Raw genomic sequence first — 24888 nt, 5'->3', positions numbered from 1 at the left:
GATACCTCAGTTTTTCTTGACGATGGATTGATGCCCGGACTTGATCTGTGCCACGGCGGGCGTCCAGAGCACATCGGCGATTTCACTGAACTCACGCCACTGTTTCTGCCAGCCGTCACCGCCGTTTTCGGAGGTGAACAGATGTCCGTACTTGGTCCCGGCGACGATCTGGCGAGGGTCGGCAGGGTTGAAGGCAATCGCCCAGATGCAGGAATTGGGTTGTTGCGGCAGTGGCAACACTTCCCAACTGAGGGCGGCATCCCGAGAGATGAGCACCTTGCTGGTCGTGCCAGGAGTCCCGTCGGAAATACTCAGGTAGAGGGTGCTTTCACTGCCCAGCGGTGCGTTCATGGCGCGCACGTAGTACAGGCCGAACGTTTCCCGGGCGATGATGCCCGTCCAGGTTTGCCCTTCGTCCAGGCTGCGGTAAACGGCGTTGACGCACACCACCACGATGACCTTCTGACCATGGTTGGGCAGGACCAGGATGTTGTGGACATCCGAGTTGAAGTCCCACAGCAGCCGATCGTCGACGCGGGTCCAGGAATCACCACCATCACGGCTGTGAAACAACCCGCCCTCTTCCAGGCCGAACCAGAGCTGGTTGCGATCCGTCGGGTCGTAGGCGAAGGCCAGCAAGCGCGGACGACTGACCCCTTCACAGAATTCGGGGATATCCACCGGCGCGCGCTCCCAGCTCAGGCCGGCGTCGAGGGTACGCCACAGCACGGCACGTGAAGGCGCGCCGGTGCCGACGAAAATACGCCGCGCATCCTGTGGATCGACGGCAACCTTCCATACGGTCTGGCCGTTGAACGGCGAATCCACCCGCTGCCAATGGCCGCCGGTGTCATGACTGACGCACAGGCCGACGTCGGTACCGGCATAGATCACTTCAGGCGCGCCGGGATGAACGCTCAGGGATCGGGTGATTGCATCAAACTCAAGATCTTGTCCCAGCCCCAGGCGATGCCAGGTATGGCCATCGTCGGCGCTACGGATCACCGCCTGTCCCACAGTGGCGACCAAAAGGGTTCCGTTACTCATCACTGCTGCTCCTCAAATGAAGATGCCACGGGTCAAGCCGCCATCGATGCCAATGGATTCCCCAGTCACGGCGCCCGCCTTGGGGGAAGCCAGGAAACCGATCAGCCAGCCCATTTCGATGGGCGCCAACGTGCGCCGGATCGGCGTCGCGTCGATGTAGCCCTGCTCTACCTGCTCAGGTGTCTTGCCCTGCTTGACGCCTTCGCGCTCGTACAGCTCCTGGATGTGCGGGGTGTCCACTACACCGGGGTGAATCAGATTGACGGTGATGCCCGATGGGCCCAATTGATCGGAGAGGGTCTTGGTCATGTGGGCGATGGCCAGGTTGCGCATGCCCGAGAGCACCTTGCTGCCACGCCCGGTCAGGCCACCGATGTTGATGATGCGACCGAAACCGCCGGCCTTCATGTGCGGGGTCACCGCCTTGGCGCAACGGAAATAGCCGATCACCTTGGTGTTCAGGTCCGAGAGCAATTCGTCGTCACCGGCGTGTTCGATGTCGTTGCGCACCACACCGGACGGTGCCGCGGCGCCGTTGACCAGGATGTCGATGCGGCCAAAGTGCTTGTGGGCCGCCTCGACCATGTCGGACACCGCCGACATCTGGTTGGTGTCACAGAACAACGGCAGCACTTCGTTGCCGGTCTGTGCGGTGATTTCCTCGGCGGCCTGCTGGAGAAACTCCATGCGCCGCGCACAGATCACCACCTTGCAACCTTCCTGGGACAGGAAACGCGCGACTTCCTTGCCGATACCCATACCACCGCCGGTGACGATCGCCACGCGGCCTTGCAATTCCAGATCCATAGCAGTTCCTCTTGTGATTGTTCGGCTCAGGCGAGATCGACGAAGACACTTTTGGTTTCGGTGTAGGCATCGATCACGTTCTTGCCCATTTCCCGGCCCCAGCCGGATTGCTTGTAGCCGCCAAATGGCGAGGCTGGGTCGACGACGTTCCAGCAGTTGATCCACACCGAACCGGCCTTCAACTGCGCAGCCACGCGATGGGCGGAACGCAAGTCACGGGTCCAGAGGCCGGCGGCCAGGCCATAGGGTGAGTCGTTGGCACGCAGCACCAACTCATCGATCTCGGTCCAACTCATCACGGTCAGCACCGGCCCGAAGATTTCTTCCCGGGCGACACAGGCACGCTCGGCGCGGTCGAGAAACACGCTAGGCCGGATGAAGTGGCCACGCTCCAGGTGGGCCGGGCGGTCACCGCCGCAGATCAGTTGCGCGCCTTCTTCCTGGCCCCGTTGCAGGTAGCCACGGACCGTGCCCAATTGCCGCGCCGAGACCAGCGGGCCCATGCTGCTGGCCGGATCCAGGCCAGGCCCCAATACATGGGCGGCCGCGTGGCGCTGGAGCTCTTCCAGCACCTGGTCGAGGACGCTGGCGTGCACGTACAGACGCGATCCAGCGGTGCAGACTTGCCCCTGGTTGTAGAAAATGCCGTCGGCGGCGCCTTTGGCGGCCCGGACGATATCGGCGTCCGGCAGGATGATGTTGGGGGACTTGCCACCCAGCTCCAGCGAAACCTTCTTCATGTTGCCGGTGGCGGCCTGGGCGATCAGTCGGCCCACCTGGGTCGAGCCGGTGAAGGCGATCTTGTCCACGTCCGGGTGCTGGGCCAGCGGTGCGCCGGTATGCACGCCAAGGCCGGTGAGCAGGTTGACCACCCCGGCCGGGAAACCGGCGGCCTCGATCAATTGCACCAGGCGAATGGCAACCAGGGGGGTCTGTTCAGCGGGCTTGAGCACCGCGACACAGCCGGTCGCCAACACCGGGCCGAGCTTCCACACGCACATGGTCAGCGGGAAGTTCCACGGCACGATCAACGCGCAAACGCCCACCGGCTCACGCAAGGTGTAGTTGAGCATCGGTGCGCCACTGGAGGGCGACACCGGCAGCGTGCTGCCTTCGATCTTGGTCGGCCAGCCGGCAAAGTAGCGAATGATATTGGCCGCACTGGCCGCTTCCCCGCGGGCGTTGGCGATCGGCTTGCCGTTTTCCAGGGTGATCAGTTGCGCCAGCTCTTCGCGATGCTGGTCGAGCAGTTCCGCCAGGCGAAACAGCAACAACCCACGCTGGGCCGGTGACTGCTGCGCCCAGGGCCCCGTGAAGGCCGCGCGGGCGGCAGCGACGGCGGCATCCACGTCGCGTTCGCCGCCTTCGGCGACTTCAGCCAGGGTCTGTTCAGTGGCTGGGTTTTCCACGGCAAACCGGCGACCATTGGCGGCGTCCTGCCAGGTGCCGCCGATAAACAGGCGGCCCGGTTGCGACAGGAACTTCTCGACAGCAGGTAACAATTGAATCTGGTTCATATCCGCTCCTTCACAGCGCCATTTCGATCAGACAAGGACCGCCGTCGGCCCTGGCGTTGGCCAGGGCGCGGTGCAGCTCACCATTGGTGTGCACGGTGCTGGCCGGCAAGCCATAGCCCTTGGCCAAGGCTTTCCAATCAATGCGTGGACGGTCCAGTACCGTCAGGCTCAAGGCCTCGGGGCCCAGCTCGGTCATGCCAAAGCGGCGCAGCTCGTTCTGCAAAATCGCGTAGCGATGGTTGGCCGCAATCAGGATCACCACCGGCAGTTGCTCGCGGGCGATGCTCCACAGGGTCTGGATGGTGTACTGGGCACTGCCGTCCGATTGCAGGCAGAACACCGCGTTGCCACGCTCGGCCAGGGCAGCGCCAAAGCCCACCGGAATCCCCTGGCCGATGGCCCCGCCGGTATTGGTCAAGACCCGATGCCGCGCGGCGTGGGCCGAGGCGGTGAAGAATGGATAGCCGCATGTCCCGCCTTCCACCGAAACGATGCAGTCGTCCGGCAGCGATGCGGCCAGCACTTGTCCCACGGACTGGGGCGTCAACGTGGCATCGCCTGATGGCAGCTCGATACCGATTGGCGTTGACACATAAGCCGGCGCCTCAAGCGCATCGGCAAGCGCAGTGAGCGCTCCGGCAACGTCGTCGCCGACTTCCGCCAGGCAGAGCAGGCGTTCACGTTCCGCCAGGCGAGAAGCGATGCCTTCATAGCCGAAATAACTGATCGGTTCCGGCACGCCGGCACAAACCACCGCGTCGTATTGATCAAGGATCTCAATGGCCACTTCGGGGAAGTAAGGCAGGCGATCCAGGTCAGGCAGGCCACCGCCGCGATAGCTCAGGCGCGGAAAGGTTTCGGCGAACAGGCGCACACCCGGCAACTGGGCCAGGCGCCCCGCCGCTTCGAGCCCGGCCACGGACAAACCTTGGTCGCCAACGATAAAAACCAGGCGCCGGCCATCACGCAGTGCCTGGGCGACCGCCTCGATCCGGTCACCGGCAAAACGCCGAACCGGAGCCTGCAACGTGGTGAAGGCGCGCTCACGCTGTACTTCATGGGCTTGCAGGTCCATTGGCAGGATCAGGCTGGAAATCTGCCCCTTGGCTTGCCAGGCCGCGCGCACGGCTTCCTGGAAATCTTCCCCTACGCCTGACGCGGTGCGCGACGTGCGCACCCAACCGGAAACACTCCCGGCCAGCGCCTGGATATCACTGGCCAGCGGCGGATCGTAATTGACGTGCCATGACGCGTGATCGCCGATGACGTTGACGATCGGGGTGTTGGCGCGCCGCGCGTTGTGCAGGTTGGCAATGCCGTTGGCAAAGCCCGGCCCCAGGTGGGTCAGGGTCATGGCCGGCTTGCCGGCAATCCGGCCATAGCCGTCCGCAGCACCGGTGCATACCCCCTCGAACAAGGACAACACCGGCTTGAGGGCTGGCGCACTGGCCATGGCTGCCACCAGGGGAATTTCAGTCGTTCCGGGATTGGCGAAGCAGTATTCGATACCGCTTGCCACCGCCGCCTTCACTATCAGTTGCGCACCATTCATTTCCAGCCCTCTTGATCGAGCGTTTGCAGTGGCTGAGATTTATCACACAGAAGAACGGACAAAACAAGCTGTTTTCTTGCATTAAAATCATATTTTGAGATTAATGCATTTTTTAAGCGATCAATTCGCTCCAATTCAGCTTGTATTTCTCAGGCATTGGGTTACCGTGACAACGCGCTCCTGAGCGAGCCCGCGGGCTTTTCTTCACCGCCGCGGCTACCTATAGTGCTCACCCAACGACCACCTACGCGCCATTCCCCCCTTTAGGAGCGAAATGAGCAGTCTGAGCAAAATGCTGAGTGTGCTGGACCTCTTCGGCCCGGCAACGCTGAAGATCGACCCCGATACCATCGCCGAGCGCATGGGCCTGTCACGGGCGACCGTGTACCGCTATGTCAAGGACTTGTGTGATGCCGGCCTGCTGGTGCGGGTGGATGCCGGCAGCTATGGCCTGGGACCGCGCATCATCGAACTCGACTGGATGATGCGCCAGTACGATCCGATCCTCGTGGCGGGCCGCGAGTTGATGCACGAACTGTCCGAAGCCACTGGCCTGGCAGTGTTCGCCAGCGTTTTCTATGACGGGCACATCATCAACACCTACATCGCCGAACCCAATGACACCTACCAGTTCGCATTTGGGCGCGGCCAGCCGCTGCCGTTTTTTCGCGGCGCGCAATCCAAGGTACTGATCGCCTTTCAAAAGGGACGGCGCCTGCAACGCCTGTTCGAAGAGCACATGGCCAACGACCCGGACAATGCCTACGACTGGGCAAGCTTTTCCAAGGCAGCGAAAAAGATCCGCAAGGATGGTTATTGCCTGACCCACGACGAACTCAACCTGGGGCTCACCGGTATTGCGGCGCCGATCGTCAACCCAGAGCTCGACGAAGTGGTGGGCAGCCTTTCGGCCGTCGGCAGCACCCACAACTTCAAGCTGCTGCGCCAGGAAACCGTGATTGAAATGGTGATGGACACCACCCGGCGAATCGCTGAACGAATGCACAATCCGCCCGCTGCCGGCTAGAAACCCGAGGCTGCTCACTCAAGAGAAACGCTAACACCGTGGCAAGGGGATTTATCCCCGCTGGGTTGCGCAGCCCCCAAAATGCGCTCACATCTTGCCCATAATCAAGATGAACGTCGTCGCCTTGCCGATGGAGGTCACGGTGACCTCCACCAAACTATGTTTGTTGCCAGTCGTCTGGTTCAGACACTGTGTCACCACTGTTGGCCATCACTGTCGCTCTCTTGCGACACCCACCTTCAAAAAGAACGTGGCCGTCCTATCGCTAGACATGGCAGTGACCTGCAATACACCCGTTCTGGAACCGGCCACCAGCGTCGGCGACGTTGCATCACCCTCGGCGTTCGTCTGCACGATCGGAGTCTGATCGTCCCCGTCGAACCGCGTCCCTGTCCCACCATCATCAGCGACCGCGAAGGTGACATCCGCGCCCACAACAGCCGCGTCCAGCGGGTCTTTCGCCCGCGCGGTCAATGGATTCGGGAACCGGCTGCCCACCGGAGCTACCTGAAGGTTCCCCGCCTGCACCTGTAGCGACTGAACCTCGCCTGGGCCCCGCGACATCACGTTCAAGGAGATATTGTTTCCTCCGCGGGCTTGCCCTGTATCGGACAGTAACCGTACCCGGCCGTCGGTGATTTGGCCGTCGGGGGCGGTGTCATCCACGCGGAGCGTCACCGACTGTGCCGTGGTCCAGTCTGCTGCGCTTGGCAGGGTGCATGACGCGGCATTACCGTCCTCGGCAATCCACTTGGTGGTTCCACTCTGGCAGGAGACGTCGGTGACCGTGGTATGTGTGGGGGGCTGGTAATACAGCTGTTCACCGGCCGCCCCTTCCACCGGAGCCTGCCCGTCCACCTGCGTCACTCGTACCGGCACCTGTACTGCAACTGCACCAGGCTTGGCCACCGGCACCGTCGGCTGTTCCACTGGGGTACTGCCCTCGGGCAACCTGCCATCGAAATACCGCGCGATACGGGGCCAAATGCTACTCATCTGCGCGCCAGCGTTATATCCTGAACTGAAGCCAAAATTCAGGGCAATTACCGTATTGGTCCCCGCGTCGATCACTGGCGATCCGGAAGAACCCGACTCAGTATCGCAATTGTATTTTGCGAAATCGCTGAGGTCGTTGTTTTGCACTTCAGTCACCCAGCAGGGACGCCCGTCATCGTGAAGGCGCGAGATCCGCTTCGGCCCAGCCTTGGGATGCCCCACAACGTAAACCGGGTCGCCAACCTTCGAGATACGCGTATCCAAGCCCAGATAGCCGAAGGAATCCAGAGCGCCGCTGTCGACCACATCCTGATCCAAAGCAAGTAGCGCAAAATCCTCCCATGCATGGGAGGCCACGACTCGCTCGACCGGTACCCGAATAGCAGGCCGCATGGCATCCGAGTCACAGCTGGACTCCTCGTAATCGAACGCCACGACCATCCGAGTCAGATCCGGGTTCTCACCGACAACATGCAGGTTGGTGAGCACAAGGTTTCCGGGGCCTACCCGCCACGCAGTCCCATAGCTGTGCCCTGTATAGATCCTGCCCACCGCGCGCGAGCGCTGGTACTTTGCCGGATCCGACGCCTGTACGCACCGAGCCTTCTCGAGCTGACTCTCCCCGATGATTTGACCCGGTGTAATCGGGGTGGGAGGCAGTGGCTGCATGCTAGCGACCGCCGCCCCAGCACCCAATACCAACCCAACAGAGGCCAGCATCAATCCACATACAGCCGAGCGCATGGCCAGCGACACGGGCGTTTTTTCCGGTTGGGTCGGCATGCGGGTACTCCAATCGCGTAAGGGACGATGGAGCGATTTATGAGATGAAACGTACTCGCTGCCTACTGTCAGAGCTGACAGGTTTGAGCAGGTTGCAGACGGATGGTCGGGGCTGGCCAGAGAACCAGCCCCCCGCTTCAGAACGGAACGGCCATCGTCACCTGGCTGTACACGTTGGTGCCATTGCCCGTCACTTGATTCCCCCCCGTCGTTGCATCCCGATCCGGCTTGTAGAGGCCTATCAGCGGGGTGATGATCAAATGCTCGTTGACAGCCCACTCGGCATACACATCCAGCTCACGGGCATCCAGGTTCAGGGCGTTGTCTTTACGCACGGTGTTGTAATCGAAGTACAACGCACCAAGGGTCAGGTTTTCCAATGGCGTGGCCTTCAAGCCCACATGGTGGATCCCCGTATTGCTGTTGAATGGCCCGGCGTAGTTGCCCGCGACTTCACCCTGGAACCAGGTGCCATAACCCGTGCTCTGCCCGGTGAACAGCGAGTCCCACTTCTGGGAATAGCGGGTGTAGCGGTACGTCAGCTTGGGCGCCCAGGCGATATCGGCAAAGGTGTAGCCGGCCTCGGTGTACCAGGCGTTCTGTGGGCCGGCGTTCTTGTCCTGCCAGGCGTATTCGAATGCCAGGCTGGCATTCTCGATACCCGCATCGCCTTCACCGCGAATGCTGTAGACGTCCATGCCCTCGCGCTGCTTCTGGAAATCGCTGGCCCACCGCTCATTCACGTCGAGGCCATGCACCCACGTCAGGCCCAACGTACCGGCCTTGGCGGTGTAATCCAGCGTCCCGGCGGCGAGTTCGGTTTCGGCCTGGGCGCGGTTGTCGGACTTGAGCCACGCCACGCTGCCATGCAGGCCGTCCTGCCCACCCAGACGCAGTACGGCGGTTTGATCGAACGCGTGTCGAGCCGCCAGGTAATAGGCGCCTCCACGATTCAAGCGGCCATCGGCCGGCCCTTTGCCCAGGTTCGGCCCGTCATCGTTGATCAAGAATCCCCGGCCCAGCTTGACCACCTGGCGGCCACCGGAGATGTCGACACCGTCCTGCCCCAGCACAGGGAACAGATCGGCGGAGCGCCAACCCAGGTAAGCGTCTTCGATCTTGGTGGTACGCTCGGACCCAAGGGAATTACCGGCCGGATCGCCATCGCCCCAAGTGGCGGAACTGATCAGGTTGAACGCACCATAGGCAGTGCCATGGCCGATCAGGCCCTGGTCGCCGCTGACACCATACTTGATGAAACCTTCGCGCCAGGTTGAACCGCCGGGCGTGCCGTCGTAGTTCTTGCGGCTGTTGAAATGGCCGAACACCGCCAGCATGTCGGCGTTGAAGTGAGTATCTTCGTCGGCATACAACTCATAGGCCTGAACCTGACTCGTGGCACAAAGCGCCAGCGTACAGGCAAGGCCACTGCCGAAAAAATCCATACGCGATAGAGACCGCATGGCTGGAGCTCCTTGTGGTGCACTTTTGAAGGCTGTCTTTATATTCAGGAGCCGGCGCAGGACACTGCGCCGGCTAACAGGCTAGCGGCAATCGGCGAGCGCGCTGTCCAACGCGCCGACCATCAGGGCGGCCTCGTCGCTGGTGAGGGTCAGTGGTGGCGACATCACGATTTTGTTGCCGATCGGGCGCACCAATACACCGGCCCGGCGCGCTTGCTCGGCGATGCGCGAGGCCAGGCCGTTGGCCGGGTCAAGCGGCTCGCGCGTGACCTTGTCCGCCACCAGGTCCACGGCGATCATCAAGCCCTTGCCGCGTACCTCGCCCACCACCGCATAGCGCTCGGTCAGCGGCTGCAGTTGCTCCAGCAACTGGGCTCCGACTGTCCCCGCGTTACCCGGCAGATCCTCGGCCTCGACAATGTCCAGCACCGCCAGGGCCGCCGCACAAGCGGTCGGATGCCCGCTGTAGGTGTAGCCGTGCATGATCACACTGCTGAAGCCCGGGCCATTTTCGATCGCATCGACGATGCGCTGGTTGAAGACGGTGGCGCCCATCGGGATATACCCGGCAGTAATGCCCTTGGCCAGGCACAGCACGTCTGGCGCGACACCCCAGCCACGGCTGCCCAGCATGCAACCCGTACGACCGAAGCCGGTCACGACTTCATCGGCAATCAGCAGAATGCCGTGGCGATCGCACACTTCGCGCAACCTCTTCCAGTAATACTTCGGCGGCACGATCACCCCACCCGCGCCCTGCACCGGCTCGGCGATCAGGGCAGCGATGGTCTGGGCACCCAGTAGCGCGATCTGCTCTTCCAACTGGCGAATGCAGTGCGCGGTCAGCTCTTCCGGATCCCGACAATCCCAGGGATTGCGGTACAACCAGGGCGTATCGAGCAAATGACAGCCCGCCAACAGTGGCCCGTGGTTGTAGTGGTAGACACCGTTGCCCCCCACGGAGGTACCGCCCATGTGCACGCCGTGATAACCGTTGCGCAACGACAAAAAGCGGATGCGCCCCGGCTCACCACTGGCAACCCAGTACTGGCGCGCCATTTTCAGCGCGGTCTCCACCGCATCGGAACCGCCGGAACTGAACAGCACCCGGGTCATGTTTTCTTGGGCAAACATTGAGGTCAGACGCTCAGCCAGGTCGAACACCCGGGGATGGGCGATGCCGTCGAACGTCTGGTAATAGGCCAGTTCATCCAGCTGCGCGGCGATGGCGGCCTTCACCGAAGCACGGTTATGGCCCACGTTCACGTTCCACAAACCGCCGACGCCATCGAGCATCCGATGACCTTCGATATCGGTGATGTAATTACCGTCACCCCGGGCGATGACCAACGTCTTGGCGCGCTGCGCTGGCGCCGAAGAACTCATCGGGTGCCAGAACTTCTTCTGCGCTGTCTTGTATTGCTCATACATGGTTCAAGTCCTCACTCAGTTTCACGCTTGCGTACAAACAGCAGTTGCTGGCCAGTAAATTCCAGCAACCCTTCAAGGCCGAACTCGACACCGAACCCGGACATCTTGCTGCCGCCAAATGGCGTATTCGGCTGGATTTGTGCGTGGCAGTTGACCCAGGCCACGCCGCTTTCAAGACGGCTGGCCAAGGCCTGTGCCTGCTCGACATCAGCGCCCCAGACCGACCCGCCCAAGCCCATCTCGCCGGCATTGGCGCGGCGCAGGACATCCTCGACATTCTGGTAAGCAATCAGCGGCAGCACCGGCCCGAACTGTTCCTCATCCACCAGGCGCTGCCCGTCCGTCACATCGGCGACCAGGGTCGGCGGATAGAAAAAGCCCGGTCGGTCCAGGCGCGCACCACCGCATAGAACGCGAGCCCCCTGGGCCCGGGCGTCAGCCACCAGCGCCTCCACCAGCTCCAGCTGTTCAAGGTTCTGCACCGGACCGAAAGTGACTTCGGGCTCCAAACCGTCGCCCACGACCTGACGCGCAGCAATGCGCGTCAGTGCCTGGGCAAAGGCTTCATATTGGGATTGGTGAATGTACAAGCGCTTGAGGGCGGCGCAGGTCTGCCCCATGTTCAGGAAGGCCGCCTGAAAAATGTCTTCGACCACCGCCTCGATCGGCGTGCCTGGCAGCACGATGGCGGCATCATTGCCACCCAGCTCCAGCGTCAAGCGCTTGAGATTGCCAGCGGCGCCACGCATCACGCTTTGGCCCGTGGCGGTCGAGCCAGTGAAGACGATCTTCTGAATGCCGGTGTGTGCAGTGATCGCACGGCCAAAACCTTGCTCGCCGGTCACGACATTGATCACGCCCCGGGGAACATGACGGGCGATGATTTCCACCAGGCGCAAGGTACTCAAGGGGGTCAGGCTCGACGGTTTGCTGATCACGCAGTTACCGGCACGCAGCGCGGGCATGATGTGCCAGACGGCGATCATGAACGGCCAATTCCAGGGCGTGATCGAGGCCACGACGCCCAAAGGTTTGCGATGCAACTCGATGCGTTGGGTGGGGGTGTCCTCCACCAGTTCCACGGGAATCTGTTGCTCGGCGGCATAACGCGTCCACGCCGCCGCGCCCATGACCTCGAAGACAGCCAGCGCCAATGGCTTGCCCTGTTCCAGGACGATGAGCCGGGCCAACGCCTGGGCATGCTGCTCGATATCCGCAGCGATGTTCAGCAGGCGTTCGCGACGATCCTCGTGAGTGCTGTGTCGCCACTCGCCAAAGGCTGCCTGCGCCGCTGCGACGGCAAGGTCCAACTGAGCCAGAGAGCCGGCGGGGCATTGAGCGAATGCGCTACCGTTCGCCGGGTTGAGCACATCAAAGTGGCCGTTTTCACCCCTGACCTGAACCCCATTGATGAGCATTTGATAATCGTGCATAAGAGCCTCCCTTTCGCGCGCTGACGGGCCGTCCCGAACAGCGTGGATCGGTATTTCGTGAGAGTTGAACAGTGCCGCGTGATGCCCTGGGGCTAGAGCTTGTGGCTGCCCAGGGCCATGAATCGCTCGGGCGAGACCTTGCGCAGCCGGGCGGCGAGTAACAGGCCGCCGATCAGTGCCGCGGGAATGACGGCGCAAAGGGCATAGGACAAGAGTTTGCTGGCGCCGGTCAGCACATCGAAATGCATCACAGCAAGTATCAGGACTGCCACCAACGCCAGGCAGGAGAAGCCGGGCAAGACTTGGCCGCGCAGAACGCCAAGCTTGAGTTCCGGGTGGGCACGAAAGTAGACAAACACCGCAGCCGAGGTCAGCGCCATGAGCAGAATCACGCACAGCGTGGCCAGGTTGGAGAACCAGGCGAACAGTTGCAGGATCGGATCGGCATCCAACGCGGCGAAAATCAGTACGACCACGGCAGCGATCAGACTTTGCAGCGCCGAACCCATGTGCGGGCTCTGGTGGACGCGGTGGGTAGTGCCCAGTTGGCGGGGCAACAGACCGTCACGCCCGATGGCATAGAAGTAACGTGCGGCGGCATTGTGAAACGCCAACAGCCCGGCGTAGATACTGACCATGAACAGCACCCGGATGATCTGGGTCAGTTGCGGGCCGACAAAATGATCGGACATGCCATAAATGAACGTGGTGGGATCCTGCAGGGCTTGCAGCATCGGAACGATCTTGTCTGCCCCCACACCCACCACCATCGACCAGACCGACAAGGCGTAGAAACCACCGATCAACAATACCGAGCTGTAGGTTGCAATCGGAATGGTACGGTGCGGATTCTTGGCTTCCTCACCGTAAATGGTGGTGGCCTCAAAGCCGATAAAAGCGGCGAAACAGAACAGCAAGCCGATAGAAGGCGTCCCACTGAACACATGGCTGCGGTCGAAGGAATCGAGATTGATGCCACTGTCGCCACCGGTTCTGAGAATGGCGAAATCCAGTACCAGGATGGCCAGGTACTCGGCAATCACCATCACCGACAGCACCCGGGCAGACAGGTCGATCTTGCGATAACCGAGAATCGCCACGCTCGCCATCGCCAGGAGCGAATAACACCACCATGGCAACTCCACGCCGAAGACGCTGGCCATGGTGCCGCTGACGACGCCGCCGAACATGCCGTACAGGCCAACCTGGAGAATGTTGTAGGCAAACATCGCCAACACCCCCGCCGCACCACCGGCCAGGCCACCCAGGCCACGGGCGGTGAACGCGTAGAAACCGCCGGCGTTGGTCAGGTGCCGGGACATGGCGGTGTACCCCACCGAGAACGCCAGTAGCACCAGTAGCGCCAGGATCAGCAAGGCCGGCGTGCCAGCGCCATTACCCAGCATGATGCCAATGGGAAAGCCCCCGGCGATGACACTCAGTGGACTCGCCGCCGAAATCACAAAGAAAATAATGAAGCCAACGCCCAGGGCGCCTCGCTTCAACTCCGTAGAGTTGCTGATCGGGAAAGACACACTCATTTCTCTTGACCTTATTGTATGAGGCAGTCGCTGTAGGATCGGGCCGCGGCCAGCTTCACCGCGTTCCAGACGCTTATTGTTTTGGTTGCACGCTGGATTCGATCCTATGCCTTGGCCAAAACCCTTCGCTATCCCAAATCGGCAGCATCCCCGACGACGCCCCAAAGTGGACCACCGCCATGTCAGGCAACACGACCGTTGTTGCCGATTCGGGCTAACTGGCCGGCTCTTCCTCGCGCAAGATAGCCTTGCCCGCCCTTCAACCCCGGTGCCGGTCGCAGAACAATAAAAATCAAATGGGTCGCGCCCTTCCAACGCCTGCACAGGTCTTGGCCCGCGCGGCCTGGAGCCCCAGGCGCAGGAATCTCGACATGCTTTTCACTCGCCTCACTATCCAATGGCGCATCACTCTCTTGAGTGGGCTGTCCCTGCTGGCCGTCGTCGGCGCGTTGACTGGCGCGACCCTGTACCAGAATCAACAGGGTGCCAAGCTGTTGAAATTGCAGAGCAGCCAGTTGCTTGGGCAATCGGCCCTGGAAGGTCTACAGGCCCAGGCCTTCGCTCACGGTCAGCGGGTGGAACGGTTTTTCAGCGAAACCGCCCTGTATGGGGAAGGGTTTGCCCAACAGGTCCTGCAACTGCGCGCCCAGGCCCAGAACGGGCGGTTGACCGCCGAGCAATTGCGTCAGGACCTGATCAGCGTGACCCGCCAAACACTGCTCAGTCGCGAGAAGATCCTCGGCCTGTACGTCGTGCTGCTGCCCGACGCGCTGGCCGGTAAGGATTCGGCGTTTGCGGGACAACGTGACCTGGCCAGTAACGAACAAGGTCGTTTTTCCCTGTATTGGTCGCAAAGCCAGCCTGGAAACCTGGTTCAGCAAGTGCTCAGCGAAGCACAGATCTTCGCCAATGAGGCGCCGGCGGGTAGCGAACCGGCAAACGCCTGGTACGTCTGCCCACAGACTCAGGAGCGCACCTGCGTGACAGAGCCTTATGCGGTTGAGGTCGAAGGCCAGAAAACCCTGATGAGCAGCATTTCGGTGCCGCTGATGGATAAGGGCAAAGCCATCGGCGTCGTAGGCATGGACATCAGCCTCGATACCCTGCAGAAACTCGCCGCCAGCCTTGCCGCGGACCTGTATCCCGGCCACAGCGAAATCAACATTCTTTCCCCGTCCGGCCAAATAGCCGGCCACAGCGGCAGCGTATCGGGCAGCTCCATCGACGTGCGGCAAGCGGTGCAAACCGTCACGCAAAATGCTCCTTGGCAGTTGCAGATACGCGTACCCGAAGCGCTGGTTCAGGCACCGGCCCTGCAAATGCAGGCCCGGTTGGATGACAAGAGTCGCCAAGCGAATTGGTTCAACCTCAGCCTGGGATTGTTGGCCAGCGGCCTGGGATTATTGCTGATCTGGCTGACCGCCTACGGGGTGACCCGACCGCTGCTCAGTGTGGCTCATATGCTCGATGCCATTGTCGAGGGCGACGGTGACCTCACCCAGCGACTGCCCAATGATCGCCGCGATGAACTGGGCCAACTGGCCAGTGGGTTCAATCGCTTTCTCGACAAATTGCAGCCCATCATCCGAGATATCCAGCAGGCTTCCCTGGATACCCGGGACACCGCCGACACCTCTGCGCGGGTGGCCCGGGAGGTCAGTGCGGGCATGCACAAGCAGTATCAGGAAGTCGAACTGGCCGCCACCGCACTGCATGAAATGAGTACCAGCGCCCAGCAAGTCGCCCGCCACTCTCACCAAGCGGCAGACGCTGCCACCGTCGCCGAAAATGCCAGCCGATCAGGCCGGGAATTGTTCGCCAACGCCGTCAATAGCATCGATACCCTCGACCGGCGCCTGGAAACGACACTCGGACAGGTGAAGGTGTTGGCGGAAAATAGCCAACAAATCAACCAGGTCCTGGACGTCATCTGCGCCATCGCCCAGCAGACCAACCTGCTGGCCTTGAATGCCGCCATCGAAGCAGCCAGGGCGGGTGAACAGGGTCGTGGCTTCGCGGTGGTGGCTGACGAAGTTCGACACTTGGCCAGCAACACCCAGAACTCGGTCGAGCAGATACGCACGGTGATCGAGGCGTTGCAACAGCTGAGCCAAGACGTGGTGCACAGCACCCAACTGAGCCGCGAACTGGCCCGGGGCAGCGTCATTCAAGTCGAACAAACCCAAGGGGCGCTGCAACACATCACCGACGCCGTGGAGTTGATCGAACAAATGAACCAGCAGATCGCCAGCGCCTCCCTGGAGCAAAGTTCAGTCGTGGAAGACATCAGCCGTCGCGTCAGTGACATTCGAAGCATCAGCGAAACACTGACTGGCCAGATGCAGGAAGCATCACAGACCAGCCATTCGCTGCATGCCATGGCCAACCATCAGCAGCACCTGGTGGGGCATTTCCGTATCTAAGGACTGACGGATGCCGTCATGCGAGCGCGCACGGCGGCTAACGACTGAAACCCGATGCGAGACACTCAGGCGCTTTCCCAGTCAGACGCGGGAACGGAACCGGACTGGGAAGCACGACTTGGCCTGAAGGTCTCCGGCAAGGCCAGCAGCAGCCCAAATGCCAATGCCGCAATCGCCGCCAGCGTCAGGAACGCAGCGCTGTAGCCGGCCCCTTGCACCACGAAGCCAGCCAGGCTGTTGCTCAGCGCGGCACCCAGGCCGAACACCGTCGACAGCACACCGAGGCTGACGTTGAAACGCCCGGTGCCCTGGGTCAGGTCCTTGACCACCAAAGGGAACAGCGCGCCAAACAGCCCGGCGCCGACGCCGTCCAGCAGTTGCACCGCCACCAGCCAGTAAGGATCGTCCGAGAGTACATACAGCACGCCGCGAATCGGCAGGATCAGGAAACCGGCCAGCAGTAGTGGCTTGCGACCCCAGTCATCGGCCTTGGTGCCGACCAGCCAGGCCATGGGCACCATCACCAGTTGCGCCGCGACGATACACGCCGAGGTCAGCGGCGTGGCCAGGTGCGCATTGGCCAGGGCAAGCTTCTGACTGACCAGGGTGAGCATCGCCGCATTCGCCAGGTGAAACAGCCCGCAGCACAGGGCGAACAACAAGAGCGTGCGGTTATCCAGCAACACCCGCAGTGCCGAGGGCACCGGCCCCTGGAGCGACTGACCGGCCACCAGGCCGCGCGCCACGTCATGGTCGATGGCCTTGGCGGACACGCAACTGACCGCCACGACGCTGGCCAGTGCCATCGCCGCCATCAGGTAGAACACCGCGATAGGGCCGAACAGCCAGGCGAACCCACCGGCCAGCAACGCTGCACAGGCGTTGCCCGCATGGTTGAACGTCTCGTTGCGACCAGTGCGCCGGGTGAAGGCCCGCGGGCCGGTAATACCCAGGGAAATCGCGGCAATGGCCGGGGCGAACACCGAGGCCGCCACGGCGCTGAGCGCCTGGGTCAATGCCACCAGGCCGAACGAAGAGGTGAATGGCAGCACCAGGCAACCCAGCGTCACCAGCAATGCCGCAGCGGCCACCACGGCGCGCTTGCTGCGCACCCGGTCGATCAATGCGCCGGCGGGCGCCTGGGCAATGAGCCCGACGATAGCCGCCACAGTCATTACCACGCCAATGCTGGCCGGGTCCCAACGATGCACCGCCAACAAATAGATCGCCAGGTAAGGACCCAGCCCGTCGCGCACATCGGCGAGGAAGAAATTCACACTATCCAGGGAAAGGTCGTTACGACGGTTTTGATCCACATCGGCCTCGGCGAGCACACAGTCCCAAAATAATGGACATCCATGATGCCAGAGAGCGCATCAGAAATTGAGGGTGCTCCCCTACAACGAGACAGCTTGCCTCGCTGCCGGGTTCCTTCCCGCCAATGCCGAAGAAGGTTGGATCAGTCCGCTTGCACCGTGACCTGACGTTGTTCACCCAACCCTGCGATCCCCAAGCGCAGGGTCTGGCCCGGACGCAGGAAAACCGGCTGAGGCTTGATGCCCAAGCCCACACCGGGTGGTGTGCCGGTCGAAATCACATCGCCCGGTTGCAGGCTCATGCAGCGGCTCAGGTAGGCAATCAGTTGCGGCACGCTGAAGATCAGCGTCCGGGTATTGCCGTTCTGATAGCGGTGTCCGTCGACCTCCAGCCAGAGATCCAGATCATGGGGATCAGCGATTTCGTCCCGGGTCACCAGCCATGGGCCAAGGGGGCCAAAGGTGTCGAAGCCTTTGCCCTTGTCCCAGGTGCCACCGCGCTCCAGTTGCCACTCGCGCTCCGACACGTCGTTAATGACGCAGTAGCCAGCGACATGTTCCATGGCGTTCGCTTCATCGATGTAGCGCCCGCCTTTACCGATGACCACGCCCAGCTCGACTTCCCAGTCGGTCTTGAGTGAGCCGCGCGGGATCTGGATGTCGTCGTTCGGGCCGCAGATGGCGCTGGTCCACTTGTTGAAGATGATCGGCTCTTTCGGCACCTCCATATTCGACTCGGCCGCATGGTCGGCGTAGTTCAGGCCGATGCAGATAAATTTGCCGACCTGTCCGACACAGGCACCAATCCGGGGTTGGCCGGCAACGACCGGCAGGCTGCGCGGGTCGAGGGCGGCGAGCGCTGCCAGGCTGTCCGGACTCAGGACCTGCCCGGCGATATCCGGTACGTGGCCCGACAGATCACGGATCTGATGATCGGCATCCAACAGGCCGGGCTTCTCCGAACCTTTTTCGCCGTAACGCAACAGTTTCATGGAGTGCTCCTGTTCAAATTCAAAGTGGGCATGGGTTCAGATACTCATGCCGCCGTCGATGACATGCACGCCACCGGTGGTGTAGCTCGACGCATCGCTGCCCAGATACAAGGCCAACTGGGCGATTTCTTCGGTACTGCCGATACGGCCCATGGGCTGGCGTTCAAGGAATTGCCGGTAGACCTGTGCCTCATCCACGCCTTGTTGCGCGGCCTGGACGGCGATGCGCTGACGCAGTGACGGAGAGTCCACGGTACCCGGGCATATCGCGTTACAACGGATGCCCTGAGTGACAAAGTCGATGGCAACGGCCTTCGTCAGGCCCACCACGGCCGCCTTGCTGGCCGCATAGGCAAAACGGTTCGGCACACCTTTGAGGCTGGAGGCCACCGACGACATGTTGATGATAGAACCGCCACCCCGCGCCAGCATGCCCGGCAAGAATGCGCGGATCGTCCGGTACATGGCCGTGACATTGAGATCCAGCGAACGCGCCCAGGCGACTTCGTCGCATTCGAGGATGTTGCCGCTGTGCACGTAACCGGCGCAGTTGAACAACACGTCCAGCCCACCAATGCGTTCGCAGGCGGCGCTGATGGCAGTGGCCGACGTGACATCCAGGGTGATGGCGGTGATCCCTTCGATGCCCGCCAGGGCATGGATGTCGATGTCACTGGCAAACACCTCGGCACCGGCCCGGGCGAAGGCCACGGCGCTGGCCAGGCCAATGCCCTGCCCCGCAGCGGTGACCAGCACCCGTTTGTTCTGCAGGTTCATGCGACCTCCAGGTTTGCCGGGGTGACCACGTTTTTCGCTGTCCTGCCGAGCATCGATGCGGGAATGGCCAGGATCAGCCCGCCACTGACCAACAGACACAGGGCCAGCACATAGGTGCCGTTGTTGATATTGCCGGTAAGGTTTTCCGCCACGGCGGTGATCATCGAACCGGTGAAACCCGACAGGTTGCCGATGGCATTGATCATGCCGATGCCGGCCGCGGCAGCGACACCCGAGAGCACGGTCCCGGGCAAGGTCCAGAAAATCGGCATCAGGCTGAGGATGCCCGAGGCGGAGACACTGAGAAAGAGCACGGACAACACCAGGTTATCGGCGAAGAAGGCACTGAGGATCAGGCCGGCGCCACCGATGAAGGCGGGAATGGCCGCGTGCAGACGCCGCTCACCGGTGCGATTGGAATGTCGTGCATTGAGCAGCATCGCCACGATCGCCACCGAGTATGGGATGGCGGTCAGCAAGCCGATGTGCAAACTGTTGGTGATACCCGTGCTCTTGATGATCGAGGGCATCCAGAACGCCAGGCCGTAGAAGCCAGTGTTGAAGGTCAGCAGAATCAGCACCAGCAACCACACCCGCGGGTTGAAAAACACTTCGCTCAAGCGTGTGGCCTTGCCCTGGTTATCGGTGTGCAGATTGGCCTTGAGCATGGCTTTTTCCGCAATGCTCAGCCATTTGGCTTTATCGATGTTGTCCGCCAGGCAGACGATCACCACGAACGCCATGATGATCGAAGGAATACCCTCGATGAGCAGCATCCATTGCCAGCCGGACAAGCCATGCACCCCTTGCATGCTGTTCATCAGCCAACCGGAAAGTATGCCGCCCAGGGTCAGGCTGACCGGCAAGGCCAGCAGGAAACCAGACATCACCCGGCTTTGCCGATGGGTGGGAAACCAGTAATTGAGGTACAGGATCACACCGGGGAAAAAACCGGCTTCACAGATGCCCAACAGAAAGCGCAGCACGTAGAACATGCTGCTCGATTCGATGTGGAAGAACCCCGCCAGCGGCACGGTGTAGGCGACGGCCATGGAGACCAGCGCCCAGGTCAGCATGATCCGGGCAATCCAGAACCGCGCGCCAAAGCGATGCAGCAACAGGTTGCTGGGGACTTCGAAAAGGAAATAGCCCCAGAAAAACATACTGGCGCCCAAGGCATACACAGTGTTGCTGAATTGCAGCTCGTTGAGCATGTCGAGCTTGGCGAAACCGATGTTCACCCGGTCGAGGTAGGCCGCCATGTAGCACAAGAGCAGGACTGGCAGGATCCGCCAGATGACCTTGCGGTAGGTCCGGTCTTCAAAATCGAGCTCGCCAGCTTGCGCCTGGGCGGGCAACTGCTCGGAGATGGTTTGCATGAGGTAACCCCTGATTGTTTTTATTGGGTCACGTCGAATGAGCGAATCATCCGGCGATTGAACGAGGACTCTACTGTCGGGGATCGATTCTTTCCCAATGGCATTTTTGGATTAGTCGATAACGTACTGTTATCGAAGCCGGGGTTTGGCAAGGGGAGCTACTGCGCAGCCCAGCGGGAGCAAGCTCTCTCGCCACAGGTTCGGCGCTGGCTGATCCTGCGCCATCGCGAGCAAGCTCGCTCCCACCGTTGTTTCGTGTTGACTGAAATATCCGCGACACGCCCGCCCCCTTGTGGGAACGCGCTTGCTCGCGATAGCGGCGGCACATTCAACGGCTCAGACGGGCGTTGTCCTTGAGGATCTCGGCGAACTCCAGTGCCGCGCCCACCAGCGGCTCATCCTTCCGCGTGAGGATGCCGTAGTCCTGTGGCACCAGGTGCAAGGGGGTGTCGAGGGTCTTGAGCTGGCCGCTTTCGAGCAGCGGATCGACCATGGCATTGGGCAGCATGCCGATCATGGGCCCGCGTTGCAGCACCTGGAGGAAGGTCTGCATGGAAATGGTGTCGATGGTGTTGCGCGGCATCCCCACCCCGGCTTCGGCAAAGGCCAGTTCCATGCGAGCGCGGATCGGCGTGCCGACCGGGTAGAGAATCCACGGCAGGTCCACCAGTTGCTGAAGGGCCGTCGGCCCGGCGTTCGCCAGCGGATGCTGGCTGTTGACCACGATGCAGAACGGTTCCGGGGCCAGCGCCTGGAAGTCATAGCGCTGTTGCTGGCTTTGGTCGGTAAAGCGTGCCACCGCCAGATCGAGCTTCTTCTCTTCGAGCATCTCCATCAGGTGATTACTGGTCTGCTCGACGACTTCAATGGACAGCAACGGCCAGCGTTGCTTGATCTGCAGGATCGCCTCGGGCAAGGCCACCGCCGTGGCGGCGAAGATCCCGCCGACCTTGAGGTAGCCATGGCCTCCTTCGCGCAGGCTGCTGATTTGTTCAACGAACGAACGTGCGTCATTCAAGGCGATCTGCGCGTAACGCAGCACATGTTCACCCAATGCGGTGGGTGGCATGCTCCGGGGTCGACGTTCGAACAGAGCGAAGCCGAGCAGGCTTTCGATTTCCTTGAGCATCTTGCTCACGGCCGGCTGGCTGAGGTTCATCTGCTCGGCCGCCAAATGCATGTTGCAGGTGCGCCCCAAGGTATCGATCAGCAGCAGATGGCGGAATTTGAGCCAGCCGCAAAAACTGGAGAAAGACAGGTCGGACATGGGCAATCCTCGATGAGGCAATAACCGGACGTTATCAGATACTGAATATATCTCATTGGAGTTCATCAGCAGCGCACCCTAGCTTGAAAGCTTTACGAACCAGGAAGACTGCCCATGTCGCTGATGCTTACTCCCGAGAACACCCTGCCCGTCGATGGCGTGGCCGGTACCCTGATTGGCCGCGCCTGGGTGCCTGGCCGGATCGCCGGGCCTTCGCCCATCGTGTTGCGCAGCGACGGTGTGTTCGATCTGTCGGATCGCTTTGCGACCTTGAGTGACTTGCTGGAAACCGAATCGCCCCTGGTCGCCGTGCGGCAGACGCCTGGCACCTTCATCGCCAGCGTCCAAGCCCTGCTGGCCAACACCGGCCTCGATGCCGACCCGTCCAAACCGTCGCTGTTGCCCCCCCTGGATCTGCAAGTGATCAAGGCCGCCGGCGTGACCTTCGCCGCCAGCATGATCGAGCGGGTGATCGAGGAACAGGCCGGCGGTGACGCGGCAAGAGCCGAAGCGGTGCGTGCCACCGTGCACAGCGTGATCGGCGACAATTTGCGCTCGATCGTGCCGGGCTCCGAGCAGGCCATGCGCCTGAAAGCCTGGCTCATCGAACAAGGCATGTGGTCACAGTACCTGGAAGTCGGCATCGGCCCGGACGCGGAAATCTTCACCAAGGCACCGGTCCTGGCCGCCGTTGGCAGCGGCAGCCGCATTGGCATTCATCCTGGCTCCCAATGGAACAATCCGGAACCGGAAGTGGTGCTGGCGGTGAACAGCCGCGGCCAGATCCACGGTGCCACCTTGGGCAACGACGTCAATCTGCGGGATTTCGAAGGCCGCAGCGCGCTGCTGCTGAGCAAGGCCAAGGACAACAATGCGTCCTGCGCCATCGGGCCATTCATTCGCCTGTTTGACGAAGGCTTCAGCCTCGACGATGTGCGAGCTTGCGTAGTCGATCTGGAAGTCCAAGGCGAGGACGGTTACCGGCTGCACGGTTCGAGCTCCATGAGCCAGATCAGCCGTGACCCGCAGGACCTGGCAGGCCAGACACTCAATGCCAATCACCAATATCCGGATGGGTTCCTGTTGTTTCTGGGTACTCTGTTCGCCCCCACCGCAGACCGTGATCATGCCGGCAGCGGTTTCACCCACAAACTGGGTGACCGGGTCAGTATCAGCAGCCCGTTGCTCGGCAGCCTGCATAACCAGGTGACCCACAGCTCTGCCGCCGCGCCCTGGACCTTTGGCGTCGGCGCCTTGCTGCGCAACCTGGCCGCCCGAGGACTGCTCACCCGCTGAACCGTTTGCCGATTCGCCTAATTACAAGAGAGAAATGAATCATGACTGACACGCCAAAACGCCGCCTGCGCAGCGAGCAATGGTTCAACGACCCTGCCCATGCGGACATGACTGCCCTGTATGTCGAACGCTACATGAACTACGGGATGACCCGCGAGGAGCTGCAATCGGGACGCCCGATCATCGGCATCGCCCAGACCGGCAGCGACCTGACGCCCTGCAACCGTCATCACCTGGAACTGGCGCAACGGGTCAAGGCCGGTATCCGTGATGCCGGCGGCATTCCCATGGAATTCCCGGTGCATCCGATCGCCGAGCAATCGCGCCGGCCCACCGCGGCACTGGACCGTAACCTGGCCTACCTGGGGCTGGTGGAGATTCTGCACGGTTATCCATTGGACGGCGTGGTACTGACCACCGGTTGCGACAAAACCACCCCGGCCTGCCTGATGGCGGCGGCCACCACCGATCTGCCGGCGATTGTCCTGTCCGGCGGGCCGATGTTCGACGGCCACCACAAGGGCGAGCTGATCGGCTCCGGCACCGTGCTCTGGCATGCGCGCAACCTGATGGCCGCCGGGGAAATCGATTACGAAGGCTTCATGGAAATGACCACCGCCGCATCGCCGTCGGTGGGCCACTGCAACACCATGGGCACCGCCTTGTCGATGAACGCCCTGGCCGAAGCCCTGGGCATGTCGCTGCCCGGTTGCGCGAGCATTCCAGCGCCCTATCGCGAACGCGGGCAAATGGCCTATGCCACCGGCAAGCGCATCTGCGAACTGGTGCTGCAAGACGTCCGCCCATCACAGATCATGACCCGCGAAGCCTTCGAGAACGCCATCGCCGTCGCCTCGGCCCTCGGTGCTTCAAGCAATTGCCCGCCGCACCTGATCGCCATTGCCCGGCACATGGGCGTCGAGCTGAGCCTGGATGACTGGCAACGGATCGGCGAGGACGTGCCGCTGCTGGTCAATTGCATGCCGGCGGGCAAATACCTGGGTGAAGGTTTCCATCGGGCCGGCGGCGTGCCCGCGGTCATGCATGAACTGCAAAAGGCCGGACGCCTGCATGAAGACTGCGCCACAGTCAGCGGCAAGACCATCGGCGAAATCGTGCGCAGCAGCCTGACCAGCAACGCCGATGTAATCTACCCCTTCGACACCCCGCTCAAACACCGTGCCGGGTTCATCGTGCTCAGCGGCAATTTCTTCGACAGCGCGATCATGAAGATGTCGGTGGTGGGCGAAGCATTCCGCAAGACCTACCTGTCCGAGCCCGGCGCCGAGAATAGCTTCGAAGCCCGCGCCATCGTGTTCGAAGGACCGGAGGACTACCACGCCCGGATCGACGATCCGGCGCTGGACATCGACGAGCGCTGCATCCTGGTGATCCGCGGCGTTGGCACCGTGGGCTACCCTGGCAGCGCCGAAGTGGTGAACATGGCCCCTCCGGCCGCACTGATCAAACAAGGCATCGACTCCCTGCCCTGCCTCGGCGACGGTCGCCAGAGCGGCACATCGGCAAGCCCATCGATCCTCAACATGTCCCCGGAAGCAGCCGTGGGTGGCGGCCTGGCATTGCTGAAAACCAACGATCGCCTGAAAGTCGACCTGAACACCCGCACCGTCAACCTGCTGATCGACGAGGCCGAGATGACCCGGCGCCGACTCGAATGGACGCCGAACATTCCGCCCTCGCAGACGCCTTGGCAGGAGCTGTATCGACAATTGGTGGGACAGCTGTCCACCGGGGGCTGCCTGGAGCCGGCCACGTTGCATCTGCGAGTGATCGCCCGCAGTGGTGAGCCGCGTCATTCCCACTGACGTGGGCAAGCGTGC

18 protein-coding genes are annotated in these 24888 nt (G+C 61.8%); 4 read left to right on the top strand and 14 right to left on the bottom strand.

Features of this window, described 5'->3' with window-relative positions; translation table 11 throughout:
• Positions 1 to 6: 6 nt before the first annotated feature.
• From SGN16_RS11935 to SGN16_RS11920, 4 genes are read right to left on the bottom strand one after another with little or no spacing between them, the layout of a single operon-like run.
• Positions 7 to 1047 (bottom strand): YCF48-related protein, encoded by a 1041-nt coding sequence (locus SGN16_RS11935; RefSeq protein ID WP_135845952.1) that lies wholly within the window; start codon positions 1045 to 1047, stop codon positions 7 to 9.
• A 12-nt stretch (positions 1048 to 1059) separates the two neighbouring features.
• Positions 1060 to 1854, bottom strand: a complete 795-nt coding sequence (locus tag SGN16_RS11930; protein ID WP_210644235.1) for an SDR family oxidoreductase — start codon at positions 1852 to 1854, stop codon at positions 1060 to 1062.
• 26 nt (positions 1855 to 1880) lie between these two features.
• Entirely contained in the window at positions 1881 to 3371 is a 1491-nt protein-coding gene (locus SGN16_RS11925; protein WP_335944131.1) for an aldehyde dehydrogenase family protein, read from the bottom strand.
• Positions 3372 to 3381: 10 nt separating this feature from the next.
• Positions 3382 to 4923 (bottom strand): acetolactate synthase large subunit, encoded by a 1542-nt coding sequence (locus tag SGN16_RS11920; RefSeq protein WP_210644231.1) that lies wholly within the window; start codon positions 4921 to 4923, stop codon positions 3382 to 3384.
• Positions 4924 to 5197: 274 nt separating this feature from the next.
• On the opposite strand from SGN16_RS11920, the gene SGN16_RS11915 reads away from it, so the two are divergent.
• Positions 5198 to 5950, top strand: coding sequence for an IclR family transcriptional regulator (locus SGN16_RS11915; RefSeq protein WP_210644228.1), 753 nt, complete (start codon positions 5198 to 5200; stop codon positions 5948 to 5950).
• Positions 5951 to 6160: 210 nt separating this feature from the next.
• On the opposite strand, the gene SGN16_RS11910 is transcribed toward SGN16_RS11915, so the two are convergent.
• The 5 genes from SGN16_RS11910 to SGN16_RS11890 form a co-directional block, all read right to left on the bottom strand.
• Positions 6161 to 7729 carry a serine protease gene (locus SGN16_RS11910; protein WP_335944130.1) on the bottom strand — a complete coding sequence of 523 codons (1569 nt, stop codon included), beginning with the start codon at positions 7727 to 7729 and terminating at the stop codon, positions 6161 to 6163.
• A gap of 137 nt (positions 7730 to 7866) precedes the next feature.
• Complete coding sequence (locus tag SGN16_RS11905) at positions 7867 to 9192, bottom strand: hypothetical protein (RefSeq protein WP_335944129.1); 1326 nt, start codon at positions 9190 to 9192, stop codon at positions 7867 to 7869.
• An 81-nt stretch (positions 9193 to 9273) separates the two neighbouring features.
• A complete protein-coding gene (locus SGN16_RS11900) occupies positions 9274 to 10623 on the bottom strand; it encodes an aminotransferase class III-fold pyridoxal phosphate-dependent enzyme (RefSeq protein WP_335944128.1) in 1350 nt (449 codons plus the stop codon).
• Positions 10624 to 10634: 11 nt separating this feature from the next.
• Positions 10635 to 12056 (bottom strand): aldehyde dehydrogenase family protein, encoded by a 1422-nt coding sequence (locus SGN16_RS11895; RefSeq protein WP_335944127.1) that lies wholly within the window; start codon positions 12054 to 12056, stop codon positions 10635 to 10637.
• A 92-nt stretch (positions 12057 to 12148) separates the two neighbouring features.
• Positions 12149 to 13597 (bottom strand): APC family permease, encoded by a 1449-nt coding sequence (locus SGN16_RS11890; protein WP_210644219.1) that lies wholly within the window; start codon positions 13595 to 13597, stop codon positions 12149 to 12151.
• A 371-nt stretch (positions 13598 to 13968) separates the two neighbouring features.
• On the opposite strand from SGN16_RS11890, the gene SGN16_RS11885 reads away from it, so the two are divergent.
• Complete coding sequence (locus SGN16_RS11885; RefSeq protein ID WP_335944126.1) at positions 13969 to 16020, top strand: methyl-accepting chemotaxis protein; 2052 nt, start codon at positions 13969 to 13971, stop codon at positions 16018 to 16020.
• 65 nt (positions 16021 to 16085) lie between these two features.
• On the opposite strand, the gene SGN16_RS11880 is transcribed toward SGN16_RS11885, so the two are convergent.
• From SGN16_RS11880 to SGN16_RS11860, 5 genes are all read right to left on the bottom strand, one after another.
• Positions 16086 to 17354 (bottom strand): MFS transporter, encoded by a 1269-nt coding sequence (locus tag SGN16_RS11880; protein ID WP_335944125.1) that lies wholly within the window; start codon positions 17352 to 17354, stop codon positions 16086 to 16088.
• A gap of 125 nt (positions 17355 to 17479) precedes the next feature.
• Positions 17480 to 18328, bottom strand: coding sequence for an ureidoglycolate lyase (locus SGN16_RS11875; protein WP_335944124.1), 849 nt, complete (start codon positions 18326 to 18328; stop codon positions 17480 to 17482).
• Positions 18329 to 18364: 36 nt separating this feature from the next.
• Entirely contained in the window at positions 18365 to 19105 is a 741-nt protein-coding gene (locus SGN16_RS11870; RefSeq protein WP_335944123.1) for an SDR family oxidoreductase, read from the bottom strand.
• Complete coding sequence (locus tag SGN16_RS11865) at positions 19102 to 20484, bottom strand: MFS transporter (protein ID WP_335944122.1); 1383 nt, start codon at positions 20482 to 20484, stop codon at positions 19102 to 19104. The genes SGN16_RS11870 and SGN16_RS11865 overlap by 4 nt, the downstream gene beginning before the upstream one ends.
• A 328-nt stretch (positions 20485 to 20812) precedes the next feature.
• The gene (locus SGN16_RS11860; protein ID WP_210644208.1) at positions 20813 to 21751 is read right to left on the bottom strand and encodes a LysR family transcriptional regulator; all 939 of its coding nucleotides are present in this window, start codon (positions 21749 to 21751) and stop codon (positions 20813 to 20815) included.
• Between the two features lie 114 nt (positions 21752 to 21865).
• Between SGN16_RS11860 and SGN16_RS11855 the strand changes: the two genes are divergently transcribed.
• Positions 21866 to 23047, top strand: coding sequence for a fumarylacetoacetate hydrolase family protein (locus SGN16_RS11855; protein ID WP_335944121.1), 1182 nt, complete (start codon positions 21866 to 21868; stop codon positions 23045 to 23047).
• A 41-nt stretch (positions 23048 to 23088) separates the two neighbouring features.
• On the top strand, positions 23089 to 24873 hold the full coding sequence (locus SGN16_RS11850; RefSeq protein WP_335944120.1) for an IlvD/Edd family dehydratase: 1785 nt from the start codon (positions 23089 to 23091) through the stop codon (positions 24871 to 24873).
• Positions 24874 to 24888: the final 15 nt, after the last annotated feature.

Origin of the sequence: Pseudomonas sp. G166 (genome assembly GCF_037027455.2) — a bacterium.
Classification (GTDB): Bacteria; Pseudomonadota; Gammaproteobacteria; order Pseudomonadales; family Pseudomonadaceae; genus Aquipseudomonas.
This window is presented reverse-complemented; position numbering and strand designations above follow the sequence as displayed.